This window comes from Shinella sp. M27, from assembly GCF_049199905.1.
In the GTDB taxonomy this organism is placed as follows: domain Bacteria; phylum Pseudomonadota; class Alphaproteobacteria; order Rhizobiales; family Rhizobiaceae; genus Shinella.
In genome coordinates this window covers 44,915-65,754 of sequence record NZ_JBLZPK010000048.1, presented here as the reverse complement: position 1 = coordinate 65,754, position 20,840 = coordinate 44,915, and the positions used below count along the sequence as shown (strand labels likewise).

21 protein-coding genes and 2 pseudogenes are annotated in these 20,840 nt (G+C 60.9%); 18 read left to right on the top strand and 5 right to left on the bottom strand.

The features are described from left to right. Positions 1-142 precede the first annotated feature (142 nt). The 3 genes and pseudogenes from ACOZK4_RS19135 to ACOZK4_RS19125 form a co-directional block, all read left to right on the top strand. Complete coding sequence (locus tag ACOZK4_RS19135; protein WP_313529275.1) at positions 143-340, top strand: hypothetical protein; 198 nt, start codon at positions 143-145, stop codon at positions 338-340. Positions 341-524: 184 nt separating this feature from the next. Next, positions 525-2,462 carry a methyl-accepting chemotaxis protein gene (locus tag ACOZK4_RS19130; RefSeq protein ID WP_421593238.1) on the top strand — a complete coding sequence of 646 codons (1,938 nt, stop codon included), beginning with the start codon at positions 525-527 and terminating at the stop codon, positions 2,460-2,462. Between the two features lie 56 nt (positions 2,463-2,518). After that, positions 2,519-2,946 (top strand): annotated as a pseudogene (locus tag ACOZK4_RS19125) (3'-5' exonuclease); the annotation flags it as partial. A gap of 180 nt (positions 2,947-3,126) precedes the next feature. On the opposite strand, the gene ACOZK4_RS19120 reads toward ACOZK4_RS19125, so the two are convergent. The 4 genes and pseudogenes from ACOZK4_RS19120 to ACOZK4_RS19105 form a co-directional block, all read right to left on the bottom strand. After that, a complete protein-coding gene (locus tag ACOZK4_RS19120) occupies positions 3,127-3,468 on the bottom strand; it encodes a DUF6616 family protein (protein WP_421593237.1) in 342 nt (113 codons plus the stop codon). Between the two features lies 1 nt (position 3,469). Then, a complete protein-coding gene (locus tag ACOZK4_RS19115; protein WP_421593236.1) occupies positions 3,470-4,255 on the bottom strand; it encodes a DNA alkylation repair protein in 786 nt (261 codons plus the stop codon). Beyond that, positions 4,252-4,776 carry a MarR family winged helix-turn-helix transcriptional regulator gene (locus ACOZK4_RS19110; RefSeq protein WP_421593235.1) on the bottom strand — a complete coding sequence of 175 codons (525 nt, stop codon included), beginning with the start codon at positions 4,774-4,776 and terminating at the stop codon, positions 4,252-4,254. Before ACOZK4_RS19110 ends, ACOZK4_RS19115 begins: the two co-directional genes overlap by 4 nt. Before the next feature lie 156 nt (positions 4,777-4,932). Next, positions 4,933-5,087 (bottom strand): annotated as a pseudogene (locus ACOZK4_RS19105) (IS5/IS1182 family transposase); the annotation flags it as partial. Between the two features lie 256 nt (positions 5,088-5,343). On the opposite strand from ACOZK4_RS19105, the gene gcvA reads away from it, so the two are divergent. The 13 genes from gcvA to ACOZK4_RS19040 all read left to right on the top strand — a co-directional run bounded on the left by gcvA (position 5,344) and on the right by ACOZK4_RS19040 (position 19,168). Beyond that, on the top strand, positions 5,344-6,234 hold the full coding sequence (gene gcvA, locus ACOZK4_RS19100) for a transcriptional regulator GcvA (RefSeq protein ID WP_313529284.1): 891 nt from the start codon (positions 5,344-5,346) through the stop codon (positions 6,232-6,234). Positions 6,235-6,401: 167 nt separating this feature from the next. Continuing rightward, positions 6,402-7,457 (top strand): peptidase C39 family protein, encoded by a 1,056-nt coding sequence (locus tag ACOZK4_RS19095; protein WP_421593234.1) that lies wholly within the window; start codon positions 6,402-6,404, stop codon positions 7,455-7,457. 88 nt (positions 7,458-7,545) lie between these two features. Further along, positions 7,546-8,577 (top strand): extracellular solute-binding protein, encoded by a 1,032-nt coding sequence (locus ACOZK4_RS19090; RefSeq protein WP_421593233.1) that lies wholly within the window; start codon positions 7,546-7,548, stop codon positions 8,575-8,577. A 217-nt stretch (positions 8,578-8,794) separates the two neighbouring features. Beyond that, positions 8,795-9,715, top strand: coding sequence for a hypothetical protein (locus ACOZK4_RS19085; protein WP_421593232.1), 921 nt, complete (start codon positions 8,795-8,797; stop codon positions 9,713-9,715). Continuing rightward, on the top strand, positions 9,712-9,954 hold the full coding sequence (locus ACOZK4_RS19080) for a hypothetical protein (protein WP_421593231.1): 243 nt from the start codon (positions 9,712-9,714) through the stop codon (positions 9,952-9,954). The genes ACOZK4_RS19085 and ACOZK4_RS19080 overlap by 4 nt, the downstream gene beginning before the upstream one ends. A 130-nt stretch (positions 9,955-10,084) precedes the next feature. Next, on the top strand, positions 10,085-10,279 hold the full coding sequence (locus ACOZK4_RS19075; RefSeq protein ID WP_421593230.1) for a hypothetical protein: 195 nt from the start codon (positions 10,085-10,087) through the stop codon (positions 10,277-10,279). Between the two features lie 319 nt (positions 10,280-10,598). Next, positions 10,599-10,688 carry a K(+)-transporting ATPase subunit F gene (gene kdpF / locus ACOZK4_RS19070; RefSeq protein WP_313529301.1) on the top strand — a complete coding sequence of 30 codons (90 nt, stop codon included), beginning with the start codon at positions 10,599-10,601 and terminating at the stop codon, positions 10,686-10,688. 30 nt (positions 10,689-10,718) lie between these two features. Beyond that, on the top strand, positions 10,719-12,422 hold the full coding sequence (gene kdpA, locus ACOZK4_RS19065) for a potassium-transporting ATPase subunit KdpA (RefSeq protein WP_421593229.1): 1,704 nt from the start codon (positions 10,719-10,721) through the stop codon (positions 12,420-12,422). Between the two features lie 201 nt (positions 12,423-12,623). Continuing rightward, positions 12,624-14,672, top strand: a complete 2,049-nt coding sequence (gene kdpB / locus ACOZK4_RS19060) for a potassium-transporting ATPase subunit KdpB (RefSeq protein WP_421593228.1) — start codon at positions 12,624-12,626, stop codon at positions 14,670-14,672. A gap of 10 nt (positions 14,673-14,682) precedes the next feature. Further along, positions 14,683-15,249, top strand: coding sequence for a potassium-transporting ATPase subunit KdpC (gene kdpC / locus ACOZK4_RS19055; RefSeq protein ID WP_313529308.1), 567 nt, complete (start codon positions 14,683-14,685; stop codon positions 15,247-15,249). 59 nt (positions 15,250-15,308) lie between these two features. Next, complete coding sequence (locus tag ACOZK4_RS19050) at positions 15,309-18,014, top strand: DUF4118 domain-containing protein (protein ID WP_421593227.1); 2,706 nt, start codon at positions 15,309-15,311, stop codon at positions 18,012-18,014. After that, positions 18,011-18,703, top strand: a complete 693-nt coding sequence (locus ACOZK4_RS19045) for a response regulator transcription factor (RefSeq protein ID WP_069062781.1) — start codon at positions 18,011-18,013, stop codon at positions 18,701-18,703. Before ACOZK4_RS19050 ends, ACOZK4_RS19045 begins: the two co-directional genes overlap by 4 nt. A 24-nt stretch (positions 18,704-18,727) precedes the next feature. After that, complete coding sequence (locus ACOZK4_RS19040; RefSeq protein ID WP_421593226.1) at positions 18,728-19,168, top strand: PTS sugar transporter subunit IIA; 441 nt, start codon at positions 18,728-18,730, stop codon at positions 19,166-19,168. Between the two features lie 122 nt (positions 19,169-19,290). Here the strand turns inward: ACOZK4_RS19040 and ACOZK4_RS19035 are convergent, their stop codons facing one another. Beyond that, entirely contained in the window at positions 19,291-19,509 is a 219-nt protein-coding gene (locus tag ACOZK4_RS19035) for a hypothetical protein (protein ID WP_421593225.1), read from the bottom strand. A 28-nt stretch (positions 19,510-19,537) separates the two neighbouring features. On the opposite strand from ACOZK4_RS19035, the gene ACOZK4_RS19030 reads away from it, so the two are divergent. Together ACOZK4_RS19030 and ACOZK4_RS19025 are read left to right on the top strand one after the other, a co-directional pair. Beyond that, positions 19,538-19,927 (top strand): hypothetical protein, encoded by a 390-nt coding sequence (locus tag ACOZK4_RS19030; RefSeq protein ID WP_421593224.1) that lies wholly within the window; start codon positions 19,538-19,540, stop codon positions 19,925-19,927. Positions 19,928-19,941: 14 nt separating this feature from the next. Further along, positions 19,942-20,840 (top strand): dihydrodipicolinate synthase family protein (locus tag ACOZK4_RS19025; protein WP_421593223.1); only part of this gene is annotated, 899 nt, incomplete at its 3' end.

Below are 20,840 nucleotides of genomic sequence, written 5' to 3'. Positions count from 1 at the left end.
TAATTTATCATCGATACACACGCCACGTATCGTCTTGTATCAATACATTATGATCTTATATTTGAATTATTAATTCATAATTAACCAATTAATTCCGTATTACTCGGAAGGTATTTTACGCACTTCCAGTAAAAGGTGAGGCATGCAAAATATCCTCAAGTTTCTACCAAAGGAAACACTTCCTGGTGGAGATTCGGAACGTCTTGACGCGGACATAGTTCTGCGTTCGATGGCGATTCTCACGCAACAGCTTGAGCGAATGCTCGACGTGCTGCGTGAAGCAGCACGACAGGAAACGATGGTCGCGCAGGACGAACCGAGCCAAGCGCCCCAGAAATAGTCCATCCGGCATCCAGCAAGTCGGAGAACAGTTTCGAATACTTCAGCCGGTAGAACGTTTTGCGGGTTGAATGCAAGATGGCCGTCCCAAGACATGAAGGGGGCGGGCAGCGTATCGTAGTCGCATGAAGCGATTTCATCAGCCCTATGAGGGGGAACAACCTTTCATCCATTGGGGATAGATGATGAAACACATTCCAATCGTCGGGAAATTCCTGGCAGTCTTCGCATTGTTCGGCGTCTTCGCGCTTTTGATCGCTGCCTACTCTGCCTACCAAATCAAGTCGGTGGACACGGCCTACAGCGACATTCTCGCCAACGAAAGCAGCGCCGCTCTGCTCCTCGCCAATGCCAGCAAGTCCTTGCAGAATGGACGCGCCGCAATCGCGGATATGGTGATGGCCGCCACCAGAGAAGACACCGATTCTGCAGACGCAGAGATGAAGGCGATCAAGGCGGAATATGCCGCGCTGATGGATAAAACCATCGACCTGCTACCGGCCGACGAGCGCTTGACCGCCTTGAAATCCGATGGACTGGCCCTTTTCGATACAGCTTGCAAGAGCGCGATCGATCTCGGTCGTGTGGCCCTTGATCCCGCTGGTGTCACCGCGTCGCAAAAGATTTTCAACGTCGAATGCCGGCCGGCCTTCAGTGCCGTAACCACCCGCTTCACAGAAACTGCCGATGCGATCAACAATAGCAATATAAGGCAGAGCGATCTCCTGACGGAGAGCAGCAACTCGATCGCTGTCGTCTCTATTGTTTCGGTCATAGCGGGTTTCCTCGTCGTGCTGGCGATCGGGTTCGTGGCAATCCGATCCTGGGTGGTTCGCCCTATCCGGGGTCTTGCTGAAACGATGGGAACACTCGCCAATAGCGATCTCACTGCGATCATCGACGGTGCTGATCGCCGCGACGAAGTGGGTATGATGGCGCGCGCTGTCGAAATCTTCAAAACGAATGGCCTGAAGGCACGCGCGCTGGAAAGCGAGGCTGAAAACGCACGCGCTGAGAGCGATGCGGAGCGTGCCCGCGTCGCGGAAGTCGATCAGCGCCGTGCGCGAGAGATGAGCGAAGCGACCACAGGGCTTGCGGAGGGTCTGAAACGCCTGTCCGGAGGCGATCTCAGCTGCCGGCTCGACAGGCCGTTTGCTGCCGATTTTGAGGGTCTACGCAACGATTTTAACTCCGCTGTCTCCACACTGCGCGAGACTGTCGCGGCCGTCGCCACGTCAACCGGTTCGATCGATAGCGGGTCGCGCGAGCTGAGCCAGAGCGCCAACGACCTGTCGCGACGCACGGAACAGCAGGCGGCCTCCCTCGAGGAGACCGCCGCTGCTCTCGACCAAATCACAAGCAACGTATCAAACTCGACCCAGCGCACGGAAGAAGCGCGTGCTGTCGCTATCGAGGCGAACCGGTCGGCACGGCAGTCAGGAGAGGTCGTCGCCCGTGCTGTTAATGCGATGCAGCGAATCGAGCAGTCGTCGAACCAAATCTCTAACATCATCGGTGTGATCGATGAGATCGCATTCCAGACCAATCTGTTGGCGCTGAACGCGGGCGTCGAAGCTGCCCGGGCAGGTGAGGCCGGCAAGGGCTTCGCCGTGGTCGCCCAGGAGGTTCGCGAACTAGCGCAACGCTCAGCACAGGCCGCGAAGGAGATAAAGGACCTCATCCGCACGTCGGCGGAGGAGGTTGGCAGCGGTGTCAGATTGGTGACCGAGACGGGCGAGGCCCTGAAGGCCATCGAAACGCACGTCGTCTCGATCAACAGCCAGCTCGACGCCATAGCTGTCTCGGCGAAGGAGCAGTCGGTCGGTCTGAGCGAGGTCAATATCGCCGTGAACCAGATGGATCAAGTGACACAGCAGAATGCTGCCATGGTGGAGGAGGCGACGGCAGCAAGCAACTCACTTGCCTCGGAAGCTGAGACCCTTCGCCATCTCGTTGCGCGTTTCCAATATGCCGGCGGAGAAGCAATCCGGCCCGCACCCGTCGCTGTATCGGCCGAACGCACACCCGTTGCCTCGCCCGCCCGGCGTCTCGTCGGCCGCGTTGCCTCCGCGCTTGGCGTCGGAAATGCTGTGCCGAAGTCGGACAATTGGGAAGAGTTCTAAATCGACCATGCAGGCCGCCCTTAGGCGGCCTGCCTTTTTTAGGGTCTTAGCTGCGTAAGGCATTGGCTTGGTCGGTCTCCGAGATTGACTGGTCGGCGCGGCGTTTCGAAGGAACCAAGCTCGGAGACCTCATTGGGCAGGCCGGCTACTTCCATGATGGACATCGCGTGGTCGATGACGGCTTCGCATTGCTCGAGGTCCTGGCCCAGGGCGGTCCGGAGCAGGGCAACACACCGTTCGCCGAACTCTTCGCGGCAAGCCAGCGCTCGCGGGTTCGCATCTTTGCCGAGCACAGCCCTTCGAGGGGAAGGATCATCTCAAGGCCCGCACCTACAGGTGGCCGGACGGGAGCGACGGAAGGCCGAAATGCTGGTGGGTCGAGGTTGCCGATGAACTCTGCCATGTGCGTGCCGAAATCTACCGCTGGCCGGACACCGATCCTCCGATAGGGCGCCTCGCCGCCCTTGAGCGCTTCAAAGCGTGAGCCTCTTCCAGAGCGGCATACCACCGAAATGCGCAGCATCTGGCATGCCTCAGCAGATATTCACCCGGTTCCATTGTCCAACAACCCGACCGCTCAAACGGCCACCTTGACCTGAAGGCAGCGATCATCGCTCTTGCAACGTCGCCGGGGAAACAGACCGACGCGTATCGCAGCAAACATTTAGGCGGCTTCTCTGAGCTGAACGAGATGCCCCATTAAGTCGACGCCTTCGCCAGCGGCGTTGATCGCTTCGAAGTAATCGTGCCAGCCCGCTTGCGCGATACCGCCGACGAGCGCTTCGAGCGCTGCGTCGTCGGGGCAGCGCCATGCGGCAAAGAAGGCCTGCGCAGCCGAATGAGGCTTGCTCGCATCGACCGTGCCCGTGGTGATCGGTTCAGCGTCGAGTTCCATCAAGGCGGGCATGCCTGCACTGACGTTGGCGAAGAACTGCTGGCGCTGTTCGTCAGAGAGCGCCAGCCATGCCGGTTTCGCTGTATAGAGTTCGATCAGATAGTGAGCCATATCAAGCTTTCCTGTCAGTGTTCTTGATGGATCGGAGTCCCCGACGGCAAATGCGCGTCGTCGCGAGGGTCGGGTTCTTGCTGGACCAACGCGCGCACAGGGCCTCCACCCAGCCGGGATGATCCTTGCTGGCGTCGTTCAGCCAATTGGCGACGGAATCCTGCACATAGGTGGACGGATCGGCGCGCAACGGTTCGATCACGGCAAGCGCCAGTTCGGGCTGCTTCTTCAGCACCGTGATGTGCGCGCACCAAACGCCACGCGGCCGGATCGCCTCCGAGGCGAAGCGGCGAATACGATCGGATGGGTCCGCCGTCCATTCGGCGAGCAACGCAATGGTCCTATCCAGCTCGGCGGTGAGATGCGGACGGACCGCCATCCATGACCATTCCCGCACGCCGAAATGCGGATCGGCGGCAAATGGCCGGATCGTATCGAGACGCGCGCAAAGATCCATTTCTGCAGCGTTGCCGATCATGAAACAGGCCCAGCCGCGCGCCGTATCCGACGGATGCCGCGCGACTCGTTCGAAAGCGCCAGCGCCCAGCCGGTCCACTATAACGTCGGCTGCCAACGACATACGCCGCAGGATGCCGGTCGACGCGTTGACCCGTATTTCGCTCAGGGCGTCGCAGCCAATCTCCGGCAGGATGTTTCCAATGAGCTCTGCGAAATCGACTGCGAGGCATTCCGTCAGCGTTGTGGCCTCTGCACCGGCATTGAGCCGGGCGAGGCGTTCGGCGGTTATGTCCTTGACGCCACGCCCTTTGGCCTTGCCCGTGCTCATGTTCGCTCCTCAGGCCTTGCCGGATGCTCAGCGCCTATGTCGAGATTGCGCCAGACGCGTTGCAGAAAGCCATTGAGCGTCTGTCGCTCTTCGACGGTGAAGCCGGCAAAAAGCGTCGCAATCCATCTGGAATGTTCGTTGAATACGTCTTGGCCTACCTTTTGTCCGAGATCGGTCAACGTGACAGCGATCTTGCGTCGGTCTTCAAGGCCCGAGCGGCGAGTGATGAACTCATTGCGCTCAAGACCATCAAGAAGGCCAGTGATCGTCGCCCGTGTCACACCAGCCCGCTCAGCCAGTTCATGCGGCGACAACCCGTCAGGCTGGCCGAGCAAAAGAAACAGAAGGACGAACTTGCCTTCGGACAAGCGATGCGGCGCGAGCCGCGCGGCACAATCCCTGTCTATGGCTCCAGCCAATGCGAGCAGCTCGAAGCAGGCGCGCAAATTGCCCGTCGGCTCGACGGCCCATCGCTTGGCTTCTTCCAGCAACGCCCGGTGCTTTTGTTCCAACATTATCATACGGCAGCTTATAGTAAGTCGCCTAATGACTGTCAACGAACGAAGGGTGTGTTTTGAACGACAGTCCCGTTCCCGCTGCTGCCCCAAAAGGTCAGGACAACGATCCGCCCTAAATAATGTCGCTCGCCTCGTTGCTCAAAGCTCATGGCCCGTTGATCAGAGCCAGACGATGACAGTTGCGCCACAGCGAGGGCGGAGATGGATACAGTGGGACATCGGTCTTATCGGGTGGCGACGCCGCGCCAATCCTTGAGGCGGTCGAACATTATCTCGATCGGATTGCGGCGCGTGTATCAGCGCTTGTCGTATTTGCAGGGCAGAGCGGGACTTGGCGCCCGAATGGAGGGTTTGACACCTATGAGATCTATATAATTTGCACCTTCAATCCGAATGGAATTTATATTCTGAATCCGCCATTTTAGCGATTTGATGGACCGGATTTGCGGATGCAAGCGGCAACTCGGCTCAAATTATGTGTTGAAGATGCGTTCGCGAAACGACCGGTAACTGGTTCCCCCTTCATTGCAACATTCAGACTCCATGCCCATGCGGCAGATGGACTTAAACATGCGCCGCATCATACCCGCACTACCCTCTCTGAGTGTTTTTGAGGCATCGGCAAGGCATGGCAGTTTCACGCGCGCGTCGGAAGAACTGAATATGACGCAGAGTGCTGTCAGCAAACGGGTTGCGAACCTGGAAGCCTATGTCGGGACGCAACTGTTTGAGCGTATCAGAAAACGTATCGTTCTGACGGAGGCGGGAGAACAGTACTTGTCGCGGATTCGCGAGGCGCTGAACATCGTGGAACAAGCAACGGTGGACGCGCGGGCATATAGAAGCGGCGAGGGGGTACTCAATATCGCGACCCTTCCGAGTTTTGGAAATCGATGGCTGTTCCCGCGCATTGGCCGGTTCACCTCGCGCTACCCCCATATCTCGCTGAATGTCACAGCCAGGCAATGGCCGTTTGACGTCTCTGATGAAGGGATCGATGTCGCGATCTTCTATTCCTCCAAGTCTTGGCAGGGCGGCCACTCGGAAGTGTTGATGGGGGAAGAGGTTGTCCCCGTGTGCGCGCCCGGCTTGATCCCGGGAGCCTCGCGATTCGCATTGAAAAATGTGCAGCTCCTTCACCATAGAGCCCGACCGCGCGCGTGGCAGCAATGGCTGGATCTCGAAGCCCTTGACGACATCAACGCGTACAAGGGGAGCCGGTTTGAGCAATTCGACATGATCATCAAAGCGGCTGTATCGGGGGCGGGTGTTGGATTGGTTCCTGTGTTTATGGTTCAGGACGAGATTGCCCAACGCTCACTCGTCACGCCATTTGCCCGTAAAATGAAGAGCGACGAGTCCTATTTCCTGATCAGCCCGAACAGAAAGCGATCCACTAAGGCAGTGGCGGCTTTTCGGGACTGGATTTTTTCGGAAGTCGAGTCGCAACGCGACGCGTGACGCGCAATCGCGCGATTGTCACGGCTTGTCTCCCGCCGCCAATTCATTCCTTGCTGGAATGAATTGGCTCCAAATCGTCGTTTGGTCCGCAGACCCACGCAGCCCTAACCTGCACATCAGGAAACAGATGGCGCTGATGCGTAGCGGCGCGCCAAGAAGGGCTGACAATGGTCTCTGATATTATTGTGGAATGTATTGACCGGCGAGAGCTGCTTGATGATAGGCTTAAATGTCTTTTGTCTGCGCATATGAACGTGGAAATCGGCAGACGAAACCAGTGTTTCTTCGTTGCGTCCCAGGGAAACCAAGTCGTCGGCGCGCTTCTTGGGCTTCGTCGCTCGACGACAACGATGTTGCGGCTTTTCAAACTGTGGACCAGTCCGGCGGGCGACCGTACCGCCATCAGCAAGGCGATTTATCTGGAGCTCGACAAATGGTCAGGCCCTGCCGGTGTCGATGCGTGGCGCCTCTCCTCTGATCGAGCCGAAGACGATTTTCCGCAGGAGTTTGTCGCACTGCTGAAAGTTACCTCGACGAATTCTCGCGGTGACTATTTTCAGCATTGGCGGACGGAGACTCATCCGTCGATCGGTTCTCCTCTATACACCCAGACAACCGACTTCACCTGTGGCGCCGCATGTTTGATGATGGCATTCACGACGTTCGATCGGTCTGCGAGATTGCAAAGGGGATTGGAACTTCAGCTCTGGCGGGAAGCGACGTCCATCGTTTCGTTGGATGGGCCGGGCGGCTGCGATCCCTATGGTATCGCGCTCGCGGCTGCCACCCGTGGATTTTGCGCGCGTGTTTTCATGAGCACAAACGAGCCCGTTCTTATCGAGGCGGGCGATTCCGACGCAAACCGTGACATCATCGGATTTGTTCAGGCTGAGTTGCGATCGAGACTCGCGGAACGATCTGTCAGGGTTGAACAAAAGCCGTTCTCAATCGGCGAGCTAAGATCTGCGATTAGACGCGGGGGCGTCGCAATCGTGTTGGTAGACCAGGTGGAAACCCATGCGCGGGAAGTTCCCCACTGGATACTCCTCCATTCCGCCACTGACACGTTCTTCCTGGCCAACGATCCCTGGTTCGAGCGGGCGGACCACGAACAGCCAGTGGATGTCATCGACTTGCCCATCCCTGACGTTGTTCTCGACAAGATGGCTTGGTACGGCGCACCGCCGTATCGAGCGGCCGTTTTGATTGAGCCCGTCGCGTAACTCTTCTCAACTTTCACATAGCTGTACGACAAGCGAGCCGATTTGCAGTGCGCTATGCAACAAATTAAAATAGCAGGGAACGATTTCAATGAGAGACACGAGAATATTACTGACTCTACCAGCCCTTTTTATGTTGGCGACGTCGGCAAGCGCCGAGGGTAAACTCAACATATTCAACTTTGGTAACTATACCAGTCCCGAGCTCATCAAGAAGTTCGAGGCATCGTACGACGTCAAGGTGACGATTACTGACTACGACACGAATGATACAGCTTTAGCAAAGGTTCGCCAGGGCGGCCACGGATTCGATATAGTCGTTCCGTCCGCGCAAGTGATGCCGATCTGGATTTCAGAAGGGCTTCTTCTCGAGTCTCGCCCCGATCTGATGGAGAATTTTTCAAACGTGGACCCGAAATGGGTCAATGTCGAGTTTGATCCAGGCCGCCGATACTCAGTTCCATGGCAGTGGGGCACCGCCGGCGTAGCGGTGAACACATCGGTTTATGCCGGCGATATCAATACCTCCGCCATCTTTCTGGATCCGCCTGCCGAGTTGATCGGTAAAGTGAATGTGGTGCCTGAAATGTCCGATGTGATGTATCTAGCCATCGCCTATGCCGGCGGCGAGGCCTGCACCGGCGACATGACGTTGCTCAAGAAGGTCCGTGATATTCTCAACAACGCGAAGCCGAAATGGATCTCGATGGACTACGGAACCAGCGAGCAATATTCGAAGGGCGATGTTGCCGCAGGGTTCGCTTACAATGGAGCGACGTTCCGCAGCCGACTTCTGAACCCTGCCATCCAGTACGGCTATCCAAAGGAAGGGTATCCGGTTTGGATGGACAATGCCGCAATCCTCAAGGATGCCGAGAACGTCGAAAACGCCAAGCTCTTTCTGAACTTCATCATGGAGCCGGAAAACGCCGCCTTGCTTTCGAGCTTTGCTCGCTACGCAAACGGGATTGTGGGATCGGAGGCGTTCATGCCTGATGATATGAGAGGGGCGCCTGAGATCGTGATACCGGAAGAGCTCAAGGCACAGGGGAAGTTTAGCTTCGCTTGTCCGCCTGAGATTCAGGCGATTTACACAAAAATCTGGACTGAGCTGCAGAAGTAGAAGGCGCTCTCTATTGTCCGCACCGCGCGGCCGCATGGGGTCGGGGATGTGATCCTCCCCCGTGCACCGTCCCGCTCTCGGGTCAAAGTCAGCCTGCAGGGTTATCCCTATGGAATCTTGATTTCTTTCCCTCTTCCTCCGAATGGAATCTCTATGCCCAAATCATCAGTCTGTCAGGACGGCTGTTATCGCCGGAACGGGTGACTGGAGCGCGAATATGCCTTTCGACCTCATTGGCGGTACGGCAGACGTGCTGGCGAAGAGCCGCAGGCACAACGTGCTGTGCGAGCTTCCCCCCGGGCATATCGCCACGCGGGAGCAAGCCTATGATATCCTTGCGGCTACGGAGGACGCCTACGGCTTCGAGCAGGGCGGTTACGCCGTCGTCGGTTCGAGCGAGAGTTCACGCCGAACATTTGGGCTTTTGACTCCGATCTTTTCCGAAATCCCGACACTCCGCCTTCTGATGGGGCAGGACAGATTTATGCTTCCGGTCGGCATTATCGGGGCCCAATGCGAGTTTGCCTTCTCCATACGTCGGACGTTTCCGGACGCAAGCGAGTCTATCACATGCGAGAGCGTGGCTGACGCCGTACTCGGCTGCATGCCCGCCATCGGCATTCTTGGTCGGCGGACACGCACCGCCTTTGGCGGAACCGAGGCGGCGATCGCCGACTTCGCCCTTCATGCGGCAACGATCTGCGGCGAGGCGGTGACTGGTTGGCTGCTGCAGACCTTTCGACGGGAGGCAGGTGGTGAGCGGGCGGGCGACGTCTGTCATGGGCCATCCCCTGAATGCCGTCGCATGGCTGGCGCGGGAACTCTCGGCGCCTCCGCGAAAGCTCGGTATCGGCAACATCATCGCAACCGGCTCCTGCACCATCATCCCTCAGGTTTTGGCCGGACAGTCCGTCGCCGCAGACTTCGGTCCGCTCGGCCGGGTCGACTGCAAATTTCACTAAACCATACCAAAGGAACTGACATGCGACCGCAGCCGAAACCGTTCGTCGTCGAATTCAAGAAAAGGCGCCGGCTCGGCAAGAGACCCCCGGGCCTGAAAGGCGGTTTTCGGTCCGTCACGGCCAGGGCAGAGGCGGCTCCGGTGCGCCGGACAATTGCGTTCGTGACACAAAAATGATGGTAAGCCCCAGCCTTCCCTACGAGTATTTCATACTCGCCGAGACGCGCCGAGCCGGCCCCATCGCCGGCTCCGTGCGCGATCGTTCGATTTATTCCGCCGTCATTGATGGGCATGGACGGCGCTACGGCTTCGTCGGGCTTGCCGGCCGAGACAGAAACGGCCGACTGAACGTGCTGTCGCTGCGGCAAGGCGAATGGATCGTCGCGCCTGACCTCATCTACAGGGAAATCTCCTAATTTCGGTTCCCGTCTTGCAGGCGATGCACCCGCGGCCTGTTGGCTGGGTTTCGCGTGGCCCGGCTTCGTCCGCATCCAGGGGCGGATGCGATCCTGTGGAAGACCCGTGAAATTGACAAGGAGAAATACAATGTTTGCTCGTTACGGGAGCCTTTATATCGCCCTTTACCTCGCCGAGCGATGCAGGTCTCAAGCAGACGCGGATGAGGCTGGTCTGCCGCGGTGTCACCTGAAGCGTGAGGATTTAACGTTGATGTTTGCCGCTGGCATCCTCGGGCTTGGCATTGCCGTGTTGGCAGGGTTCGCCGCAGGGTGGACCTTCTGACGCAACGCGTCAGAAACTGGGGCCGGCAACCGCACTGGTCGAAATTCCTATAAGATTCATATTTTTTCTGCCCCCTACCACTCTCGAATGCCTATCCGGTTTGACTGCATATCTAGGCACGAGAGGTCGAAACGTTCTCTCCGCGCCGGAAGTTTCCTTTGGTGCCGCCTGCCGGGCGGCGCCTTTCGGTTCGTCTGGCGTGCCCGCAACAAAGGAGTCCGGATCGATGCTGGATGTCATTCTCATCGGCACAGCGGTCGTCTTCTTCGCCCTCTGCTTTGCCTATACGCAAGCCTGCGACAGGCTGTAGGAGGCCGCGATGCTGTTCGACTACGTTTTCAGCGGTGCCATCACCGTCTTTCTCACGATTTACCTGACCTACGCTCTCATTCGGCCGGAACGCTTCTGACGAAGCCGCCGGGTATTGAAAGTTTTCCCCATGACCCTCATCGGATGGCTACAAATCCTGCTTTTCTGCGGGATCGTCCTTGCCCTCGTCAAACCGCTCGGCGCCTACATGACGCGCGTGTTTGCCGGGGAACGCACATTCCTCTCACCCGTCCTCGTTCCAGTTGAACGGGGGCTCTATGCCTTGGCGGGCACCAACGAACGCGAAGAGCAGCGCTGGACGAGCTACGCCTTCGCCATGCTGGCGTTCAATCTGGCCGGCCTGCTGTTGCTCTACGGGCTGCAACGTTTCCAGGACGTGCTGCCGCTCAATCCCGCCGGCATGGCCGCGGTCGGGCCGGAGCTTTCCTTCAACACTGCCGTCAGCTTCGTGACCAATACGAACTGGCAGAACTACGGCGGCGAGAGCTCCCTGTCCTATCTCACCCAGATGGCCGGGCTGACGGTGCAGAACTTCGTTTCTGCAGCCACCGGCATGGCGATCGCCATTGCCCTCATCCGCGCTTTCTCGCGCGCATCCGGCAAGGCGCTCGGCAACTTTTGGGTCGATATGACCCGCGCGACGCTCTATGTGCTGCTGCCGATCTGCGTCGTGCTGACGCTTGCCTATGTGGCGCTCGGAGTGCCGCAGACCTTCGGCCCCTATGTGACGGCGACGACGCTGGAAGGCGCGCAGCAGACCATTGCGCTCGGCCCGGTCGCCTCACAGCTTGCCATCAAGATGCTCGGCACGAATGGCGGCGGCTTCTTTAACGCCAACTCGGCCCACCCGTTCGAGAACCCGAACGCCATCTCGAACATGATCCAGATGGTCTCGATCTTCGCGATCGGCGCGGCCTTCACCAATGTCTTCGGCCGCATGGTCGGCAACCAGCGCCAGGGCTGGGCGATCCTCGCCGCGATGGGCACGCTATTCGTCGCGGGTGTGGCTATCACCTATTGGGCGGAAGCCTCGGGCAACTCGCTGATGCATGCCTTCGGCCTTGAAGGCGGCAACATGGAGGGCAAGGAGACGCGCTTCGGTATCGTACTGTCCTCGCTCTTCGCCATCGTCACGACAGCCGCCTCTTGCGGCGCGGTCAATGCCATGCATGGCAGCTTCACGGCGCTGGGCGGTCTGATCCCGCTTATCAACATGCAACTGGGTGAAGTCATTGTCGGCGGCGTTGGTGCAGGTTTCTACGGCATCGTCCTCTTCGTCATCGTTGCCGTCTTCGTGGCAGGCCTGATGGTCGGCCGCACGCCGGAATATCTCGGCAAGAAGATCGAGGCGAAGGAAATGAAGATGGCCGTGCTCGCCATTCTCTGCCTGCCGCTCGCCATGCTGGTCTTCACCGCAATTTCGAGCGTGATGCCCTCGGCGGTCGCCTCCATCGGCACGGCCGGCCCGCACGGCTTCTCCGAAATCCTCTACGCTTATACGTCGGCCGCGGCCAACAACGGCTCGGCCTTCGGCGGCCTGACGGGCAACACCCCCTGGTACAACGTGACGCTGGGCCTTGGCATGCTGATGGGGCGCTTCCTCGTCATCATTCCGGCGCTGGCGATTGCCGGTTCGCTCATCGCCAAGAAGACGGTTCCGGCCTCCGCTGGCACGTTCCCCACGGACGGCCCGCTCTTCGTCGGCCTGCTCGTCGGCACGATCCTCATCGTCGGTGGTCTTACCTTCTTCCCGGCGCTCGCGCTCGGCCCGGTCGTCGAGCATCTCGCGATGCTCGCCGGGCAGACCTTCTGAGGGACGCGGCCATGATACGCAGCGTGAAGAAACCGCCTTTCTCCGCCCCGGTTCGCCGGGGTGGAATGCCGGCCCGATGGTGCGCGTCCAATGTCATCCTCGTGATGCTGGCCACCCTCGTGGCCATCGTCAGTGTCATCGAATTCCTACGCGGTTGACCGGTCCACGGCCCCCCGTATCGCTTCAAAGCTGGAGTCTCTTATGAGCCAGGCAAAATCCGCGAGCATCCTGGATTCTCGCATTCTCGTTCCGGCGATCGTCGCCGCGTTCACCAAGCTGAACCCGCGCACGCTTGCCCGCAATCCGGTCATGTTCGTCGTGGCCACGGTCTCGGTCCTGACCACCGTGCTCTTCCTGCGCGACGTTGTTACCGGTGGCGGTGATCTCGGTTTCTCCTTCCAGATAAATCTCTGGCTCTGGTTCACCGTGCTCTTCGCCAATTTCGCAGAAGGCGTCGCCGAGGGCCGTGGCAAGGCGCAGGCCGATTCACTGCGTAAAGCGCGCAGCGAGACGCAGGCAAAGCTGCTGACCGCTGGCAGTACCACCGACTACAAACTGGTGCCCGGCGCCACGCTCAAGGTCGGCGACCTCGTTCTCGTCGAGGCCGGCGATATTATCCCTTCGGATGGTGAGGTGGTCGAGGGCGTCGCCTCGGTCAACGAAGCGGCCATCACGGGGGAATCCGCGCCCGTGATCCGGGAATCGGGCGGCGACCGCTCGGCCGTGACCGGCGGCACGCAGGTTCTGTCCGACTGGATCCGCGTGCGCATCACTGCTGCCGCCGGCTCCACCTTCCTCGACCGCATGATCTCGCTGGTCGAGGGCGCGGAGCGCCAGAAGACGCCGAACGAGATCGCGCTCAACATCCTGCTCGCCGGCATGACGCTGATCTTCGTGCTCGCCACCGCGACCATTCCGAGTTTTGCCAACTATGCCGGCGGCTCGATCCCGATCATCGTGCTCGTCGCGCTTTTCGTCACGCTCATTCCGACGACCATCGGTGCCTTGCTGTCGGCGATCGGCATTGCCGGCATGGACCGCCTCGTGCGCTTCAATGTACTGGCGATGTCGGGCCGTGCGGTCGAAGCGGCCGGCGACGTCGATACGCTGTTGCTCGACAAGACCGGCACCATCACCCTCGGAAACCGCCAGGCGACCGCCTTCAAGCCCGTCCGCGGCGTTTCCGAGCAGGACCTCGCCGATGCCGCGCAGCTCGCATCGTTGGCCGACGAAACGCCGGAAGGGCGCTCCATCGTCGTGCTCGCCAAGGAGAAGTACGACATCCGCGGCCGCGACATGAACAGCCTGAAGGCCACCTTCGTGCCCTTTACCGCCCAGACCCGCATGAGCGGCGTCGACCTTGAGGGCGCGCAGATCAGAAAGGGCGCGGTCGATGCGGTGCTCGCCTATGTCGGTACCCTCGTGCCGTCGGACGCCGTGCGCGAACTCCAGGCCATCGCCGAGGAGATCGCCAAGGCCGGCGGCACGCCGCTGGCAGTTGCCCGCGACGGCAAGCTGCTCGGCGTCGTCCAGTTGAAGGACATCGTCAAGGGCGGCATCCGCGAGCGCTTCTCGGAACTGCGCCGCATGGGCATCCGCACCGTGATGATCACCGGCGACAACCCGATGACGGCGGCGGCGATTGCCGCAGAAGCGGGCGTCGACGACTTCCTCGCTCAGGCGACACCGGAAAACAAGCTCCAGCTCATCCGCGAGGAACAGGCCAAGGGCAAGCTGGTCGCCATGTGCGGCGACGGCACCAACGATGCCCCGGCGCTCGCCCAGGCCGATGTCGGCGTTGCCATGAACACCGGCACGGTGGCCGCCCGCGAGGCCGGCAACATGGTCGATCTCGACAGCGATCCGACCAAGCTCATCGAGATCGTCGAGATCGGCAAGCAGCTCCTGATGACCCGGGGCGCGCTCACGACCTTTTCCATCGCCAACGACATCGCGAAATATTTCGCGATCATCCCGGCCATGTTCCTCGCCTTCTATCCGCAGCTCGGCGTCCTGAACGTCATGGGCCTCTCCACTCCGCAGTCCGCCATCCTCTCGGCGATCATCTTCAACGCGCTGATCATCGTCGCGCTGATCCCGCTGTCGCTGAGGGGCGTGAAGTACCGCGCCGTCGGCGCCGGTGCGCTGCTCTCCCGCAACCTCCTGATCTACGGCCTCGGCGGCCTCGTCGTCCCCTTCATCGGCATCAAGGCGATCGACGTTGCCATTACTGCCCTCGGCCTCGCCTAAGGAAAAGACCATGTTCAAGCAACTGCGTCCCGCAATCGTCATGATCGTCGCCACCACGGCGATCACCGGCCTTCTGTATCCCGCCGCGATGACCGGCATCGCGCAGGCCGTCTTCCCCGGTCAGGCGAATGGCAGCCTGATCGAGAAGAATGGCCAGGTCGTCGGTTCGAGCCTTATCGGCCAGGCCTTCGCCGGTGAACAATATTTCCACGGCCGTCCCTCGGCGGCGGGCGACGGCTACAACGCCGCCGGCTCCTCCGGTTCCAACCTCGGCCCAACCAGCCAGAAGCTGATCGACCGGGTAAAGACGGACTACGAGGCGGCAAAGGCGACAAATCCGGGTACCGAAGTGCCGATCGACCTCGTCACGGCCTCGGGCAGCGGTCTCGACCCGCATATCTCGCCGGACGCCGCCTATTTCCAGGTGCCGCGCGTGGCCAAGGCGAGGGCGATGGATGAGGCCGCAGTGCGCGCCCTCGTCGACCGGCAGATCGAGGGCCGTAAGCTTGGTTTCCTCGGCGAACCTGTGGTGAACGTGCTGCGTCTCAACATGGCGCTTGACGAGGCCCGTTCGTAAACTGAAATGGGCGTCTCCGATCGGCCTTCCGGCCGGTCGGGGAAAGTGGGTGGATATTCATGCCGGATGACCGTCGCGAGATTGAGAACAGGCCGTCGCCGGACGCCCTGCTGGAGCATGCGCAACGGGAGACGCGTGGGCGCCTGAAAATCTTCCTCGGTGCAGCGCCGGGCGTCGGCAAGACCTATGAGATGCTGATGTCCGGCCGCGCCCGGCAGGCCGACGGCGTCGATGTCGTTATCGGTGTCGTCGAGACGCACGGTCGCAAGGAGACCGAGGCGCTCGTCGAAGGCTTCGAGGTCATCGCCCGCCGGACGATCGACTATCGTGGCCAGACTCTTGAGGAAATGGATCTCGATGCGATCCTCGAACGCCGGCCGGCGCTCGTTCTCATCGACGAACTCGCCCATACCAATGCCGTCGGCAGCCGCCATCCCAAGCGCTATCTCGACGTGCAGGAGCTGCTTTCGCACGGCATCGACGTCTATTCGACGCTCAACATCCAGCATGTGGAAAGCCTCAACGACGTGGTGGCGCAGATCACCCGCATCCGCGTGCGTGAAACGGTGCCGGATTCCATCGTCGACCGGGCCGACGACATCGAGATCATCGATATCACGCCGGAAGACCTGATCAAGCGGCTGGCGGACGGCAAGGTCTACGTGCCGAAGACGGCCAAGCGGGCGGTCGAGAACTATTTTTCACCGGGCAACCTGACGGCGCTACGTGAACTGGCGCTGCGCCGCACCGCCCAGCGCGTCGACGAGCAGTTGCTCAATCACATGCAGGCTCATGCCATTTCGGGGCCGTGGGCGGCTGGCGAGCGCCTGCTGGTCTGCCTCGGCCATGGCAGCAACGGCGCCAGCCTCGTGCGCTACGCCCGGCGCCAGGCCGACCGGTTGCGCGCGCCCTGGGCGGTGCTGCATCTCGACACGCCACAAGCGGTCAGCTTGCCGGAGGAGGACAAGGACCGGCTCGCCGCCAATATGCGGCTTGCCGAACAGCTGGGCGCCGAAACGGTGACGCTGCCGGCGCTCTCGCTCTCGCGCGACATCATCGCCTATGCCAACACCAACAACTTCACACATATCGTCGTCGGCCGCCCCAACGGCTCGCGCTGGCGGCAGCTCTGGCAAGGCTCGGTCACGCACGATCTGATCCGCTATGCCGGCGATATCAGCGTCCACGTCATTTCCGGAGATGACAGGGAAGCGCAGCCGACGCGTGGCGTGAAGGCCGCCCAGGCGCCAAAACCCTTTCGCGTCAAACCCTATCTGCTGAGTGTGATTTTCATCCTGCTCGCCATTCTTGCAGGCATTGCGCTTGACCAGACGCTCGACGTGCAGAACCTTGCGCTCGTCTTCCTCATGGCAGTACTCGCGGCCTCCGTGCAGGGTGGGCTTGGGGCCGGTCTCTTCGCCTCGCTGCTGGGTGCGCTTTCCTTCAACTTCTTCTTCCTCGAGCCGCGCTACAATTTCACGGTCCGCGACCCGGAAAGCATCGTCGCGCTGTTCTTCTATCTCGGTGTTGCGGTTGTCGCCTCGAACCTGACGGCCGCGGTGCAGCGCCAGGCGGCAGCCGCGCGGCAGAGGGCCCGCACGACGGAAGACCTCTATCTCTTCTCCAAAAAGCTTGCCGGCACCGGCACGCTCGACGATGTGCTCTGGGCGACCGCCTTCCAGATAGCCTCGATGCTCAAGGTGCGGGTCGTCATCCTGCTGCCGGAAGGCGGCTCGGTGGCGGTCAAGGCCGGTTACCCGCCGGACGACACGCTGGTCGATGCCGATATCGCTGCGGCGAAATGGGCCTGGGAACACAACCGCCCTGCCGGCCGCGGCGCCGATACGCTGCCGGGCGCCAAGCGGCTCTACCTTCCCCTGCGCACCGGCCGCGAGGCGGTCGGCGTCATCGGTCTCGACAATGACAGGCAAGGACCGATCCTGACGCCCGAGCAGCAGCGCCTGTTCGATGCTCTGTCGGATCAGGCTGCACTGGCAATCGAGCGCGTGCAGCTCGTTTCCGATGTCGACAAGGCCCGGCTTGCCGTTGAGACGGACCGGCTGCGGTCGGCCTTGCTGACTTCCATCTCGCACGACCTCAAGACGCCGCTCGCGGCCATCATGGGCTCGGCCGACACGCTGAAGGGCCTTGGCGCGCAACTGGACGATGAGGCGCGGCGCGAGTTGCTTTCGACGGTGATCGATGAATCAGAGCGCCTCAACCGCTTCATCGCCAACCTGCTCGACATGACCCGCCTCGGCGCCGGCGCCATGGAACCGAACTATGCCTGGCATTTTGCTGGCGACATCGTCGGCACGGCGCTTTCGCGCGCCGGCAAGATCGTCTCCCATCACAAGGTCGAGGTGCACATACCGCAAACTCTGCCGATGCTGCGGGTCGACCCCGTGCTTTTCGAGCAGGTGCTCTTCAATCTTATCGACAACGCCGCAAAATATGCGCCGGAAGACACGCTGATCGAAATCCGTGGCCGGCAGGACGGCAATGCCCTTCTGCTTTCCGTCATCGACGAAGGCCCCGGCATTCCGCCGGACGACATCGAGCGCATTTTCGACAGCTTCTACCGCGTGCGCAAAGGCGACCACGTGCGCGCCGGTACGGGGCTCGGTCTTTCGATCTGCCGCGGTTTCGTCGAGGCGATGGGCGGTGCGATCACGGCAGCCAACCGCACAGACCGCGCCGGCGCCGTCTTTACCATCCGCATGCCGGTGTCGGCCGAAATGCCCGTCCTGGGAGGAAACGAATGACCAATACCGCCGTCCGCATTCTGATCGTCGATGACGAGCCGCCGATCCGCAAGCTACTGCGCGTCGGGCTCTCCACGCAGGACTACGCCATCATCGAGGCGATGAATGCCAAGGTGGCGATCGAACTGGTCAAATCGGAAAAGCCGGATCTGATCGTGCTCGACCTCGGCCTGCCGGATATGCCGGGGCATGACCTGCTGGCCAGGTGGCGCGCAGAGGGGCTCGACCTGCCCGTCGTCATCCTCTCGAGCCGCACGGACGAGGCCGGCATCGTGAAAGCGCTGGAGCTTGGCGCGGATGACTACATCACCAAGCCCTTCGGCATGAACGAGCTGGTCGCGCGCATCCGCGTGGCGCTGCGTCACCGGCTGCAAACCCAGGGAGAGAAACCCATCTTCCAGACGGGTGATCTCTCGGTGGACCTCGTCAAGCGCATCGTCAAGGTGGCGGGCGAAGAGGTGAAACTCTCGCCGAAGGAATACGATATCCTTCGCATTCTCGTACAGCATGCCGGCAAGGTGCTGACCCATCGCTTCTTGCTCGAACATGTCTGGGACGGCCTGACCGACGTGCAGTATCTGCGCGTCTATGTCCGCCAGCTCCGGCAGAAGATCGAGCGTACACCGGACCAACCGCAATACATCCTCACCGAGACCGGTGTCGGCTACAGGCTCGTCGACGCGAGCTGATCGACCGCATTCATGGAGTTCATCATGCAGCTCAGCGACCATCTGGCGCTGGAAAACATCGTCTTCGACTTGCCGTTCGTTTCGAAGCACAAGCTTCTGCGGCATTTGGCCGACATGTCGTCTCACAAGACCGGTATCCACGCTGGCATCATCGCCAAGGCATTGCTTGCCCGTGAAAACCTCGGTTCGACGGGTATCGGGCGGGGAATCGCCATCCCGCACGCGCTCATCGAAGGGCTGCCGAAGAGCCTTGCCATCGTCGCCCGGCTTGCCCGGCCGATCGATTTCGAGGCGGTTGACGATATTCCGGTCGACATTGTCGTGCTGCTTCTCTCGCCGGCCTCGGGGCACGGGCAGAACCTCAACATCCTCTCCTGCATCGCGCGGCAACTGCGCGATGATCATACCGTCACCGCCATTCGCGCTGCGCGCAGTGCCGATGAAATCTTCGCGCTTCTCACGTAGTCGTGACGGCGACAGGGCGCCGTCTATGCAATTCCTATTTTTCTGGCCCCGCCTTCCAATCGAGAAAATATCCGTGGACGCCTAGCTTCAGATCGTCGTGACCCATGCCTTTCCGGGTGGGGTCACGGCGATCCATCAGCAGAGGTGCCATCATGCGGAGAGATTTTTCGGACCATCATCTTCCACCGCTTTCGACGCGGATGATCTTCCTTCATCATCGCGTGCGCCTGCACGATCAGGTGAGCCATGGGAAAGGGCGGTACGAACCCATGCCGCTCGCCGCAGGGGCCGTCCTCGCAACGATGCTTCTTATCGCCGCGATTCTGCTCGGGGTTCTCCATGCCTAGGGCCGCATCGTCCGAAACGGTGATGCGTCGTCATCAGGCAGAGGCGGACCTGCCGGCTGCCGAAGTGCTTGCCGAACGTATCGCCGCCGCCCGCCGGCTGCGCGAGCATCACCTATGGGAAATCCTGCGCACCCTGCCATCCCTGGCCGAGGCGCGCGACGATGCCGACTTCCGGCATCGCTTCCGCACGTTGATGGATCGCGACGATCTCGTGGCTGCAAGCCGGCTGCTGGTCGATGCCGCGCGCCCGACTTGTCATCTCGACCAATTGGTGTGCCTCGAAGGCACCTGGATTGCACGCATCTGCTCGGACGGCTCGGTTCCGCGCGCTGTCGCGGTTCATGTCGACCGAGTGGCTGCCGTTATGGCCGCGCTGGTGGCGCTGGATCGCGCCGCTCCGGTCAAACATTGAAAGGAACAGACATCATGCCAGACTTTCGACGCCGTAATCCTGTACAGGGCCTCATCACCGACCTCGTCACGCCCTTGCGCGGCGATGGGGTGGACCACGAGGGGCTTGCCTCCTTCGTCAATTGGCAGATCGCCAGCGGCGTGTCCGGCCTGGCTGTCTGCGGCAGGCTGGCAGAGGGGTCGTCGTTGAGCCGGGAAGAGCGCCGTGCCGTGCTTGCCACCGTCGTCAGGGCGGCCCGTCTCTCCGTGCCGGTTCTTGCTTCCGTCGGCACCTATTCGACCAAGGCGACCATAGCACTTGCCCTTGATGCGGAAGAGGAGGGGGCGGACGCGCTGATCGTGACCACGCCCTATTACAGCAAGCCGACGCAAAAGGGCATCATCGCCCATATGCGTGCCATTGCGGAAGCGACCGCTCTGCCGATCCTCGTCCTGGCCGACCCTGGAATGACCCGCTCGGACGTCACCGCCGAAACTCTCTGGGCGCTCAGCGACATTTCCGGCATCCACGGCTTCATTGATGCATCGGGCGACATGGCGCGCCTCGCAGTGATCGACCGCAGGCTGCGCGAGCGGCTGGTGCTTTACTCCTCACACGATACGACGGCCTTCGCTTTCAATGTGCTGGGCGGGAGCGGAACGTTTTCCGCTGCGGCAAATCTCGCGCCGCGCCTAACGAGCGCGATGCATCAGGCACTACGCACGCGCAATGTCGATCTCGCCCTGGGCCTGAAGGACCGTCTCGCGCCGCTCTTCATTGCGCTCGGCAATACGCCGGATCCGGCTGCCATAAAGCACGGGCTCACGCCTGTCCTCGGCCTGTCCGGCTCGGTGCGGCTGCCGCTTGTGCCGACCACGCCCGGGGCTGGTGCGGCCGTACGCCGTGCGCTTGCCGGCTTGCCGGAAAGCGCCGC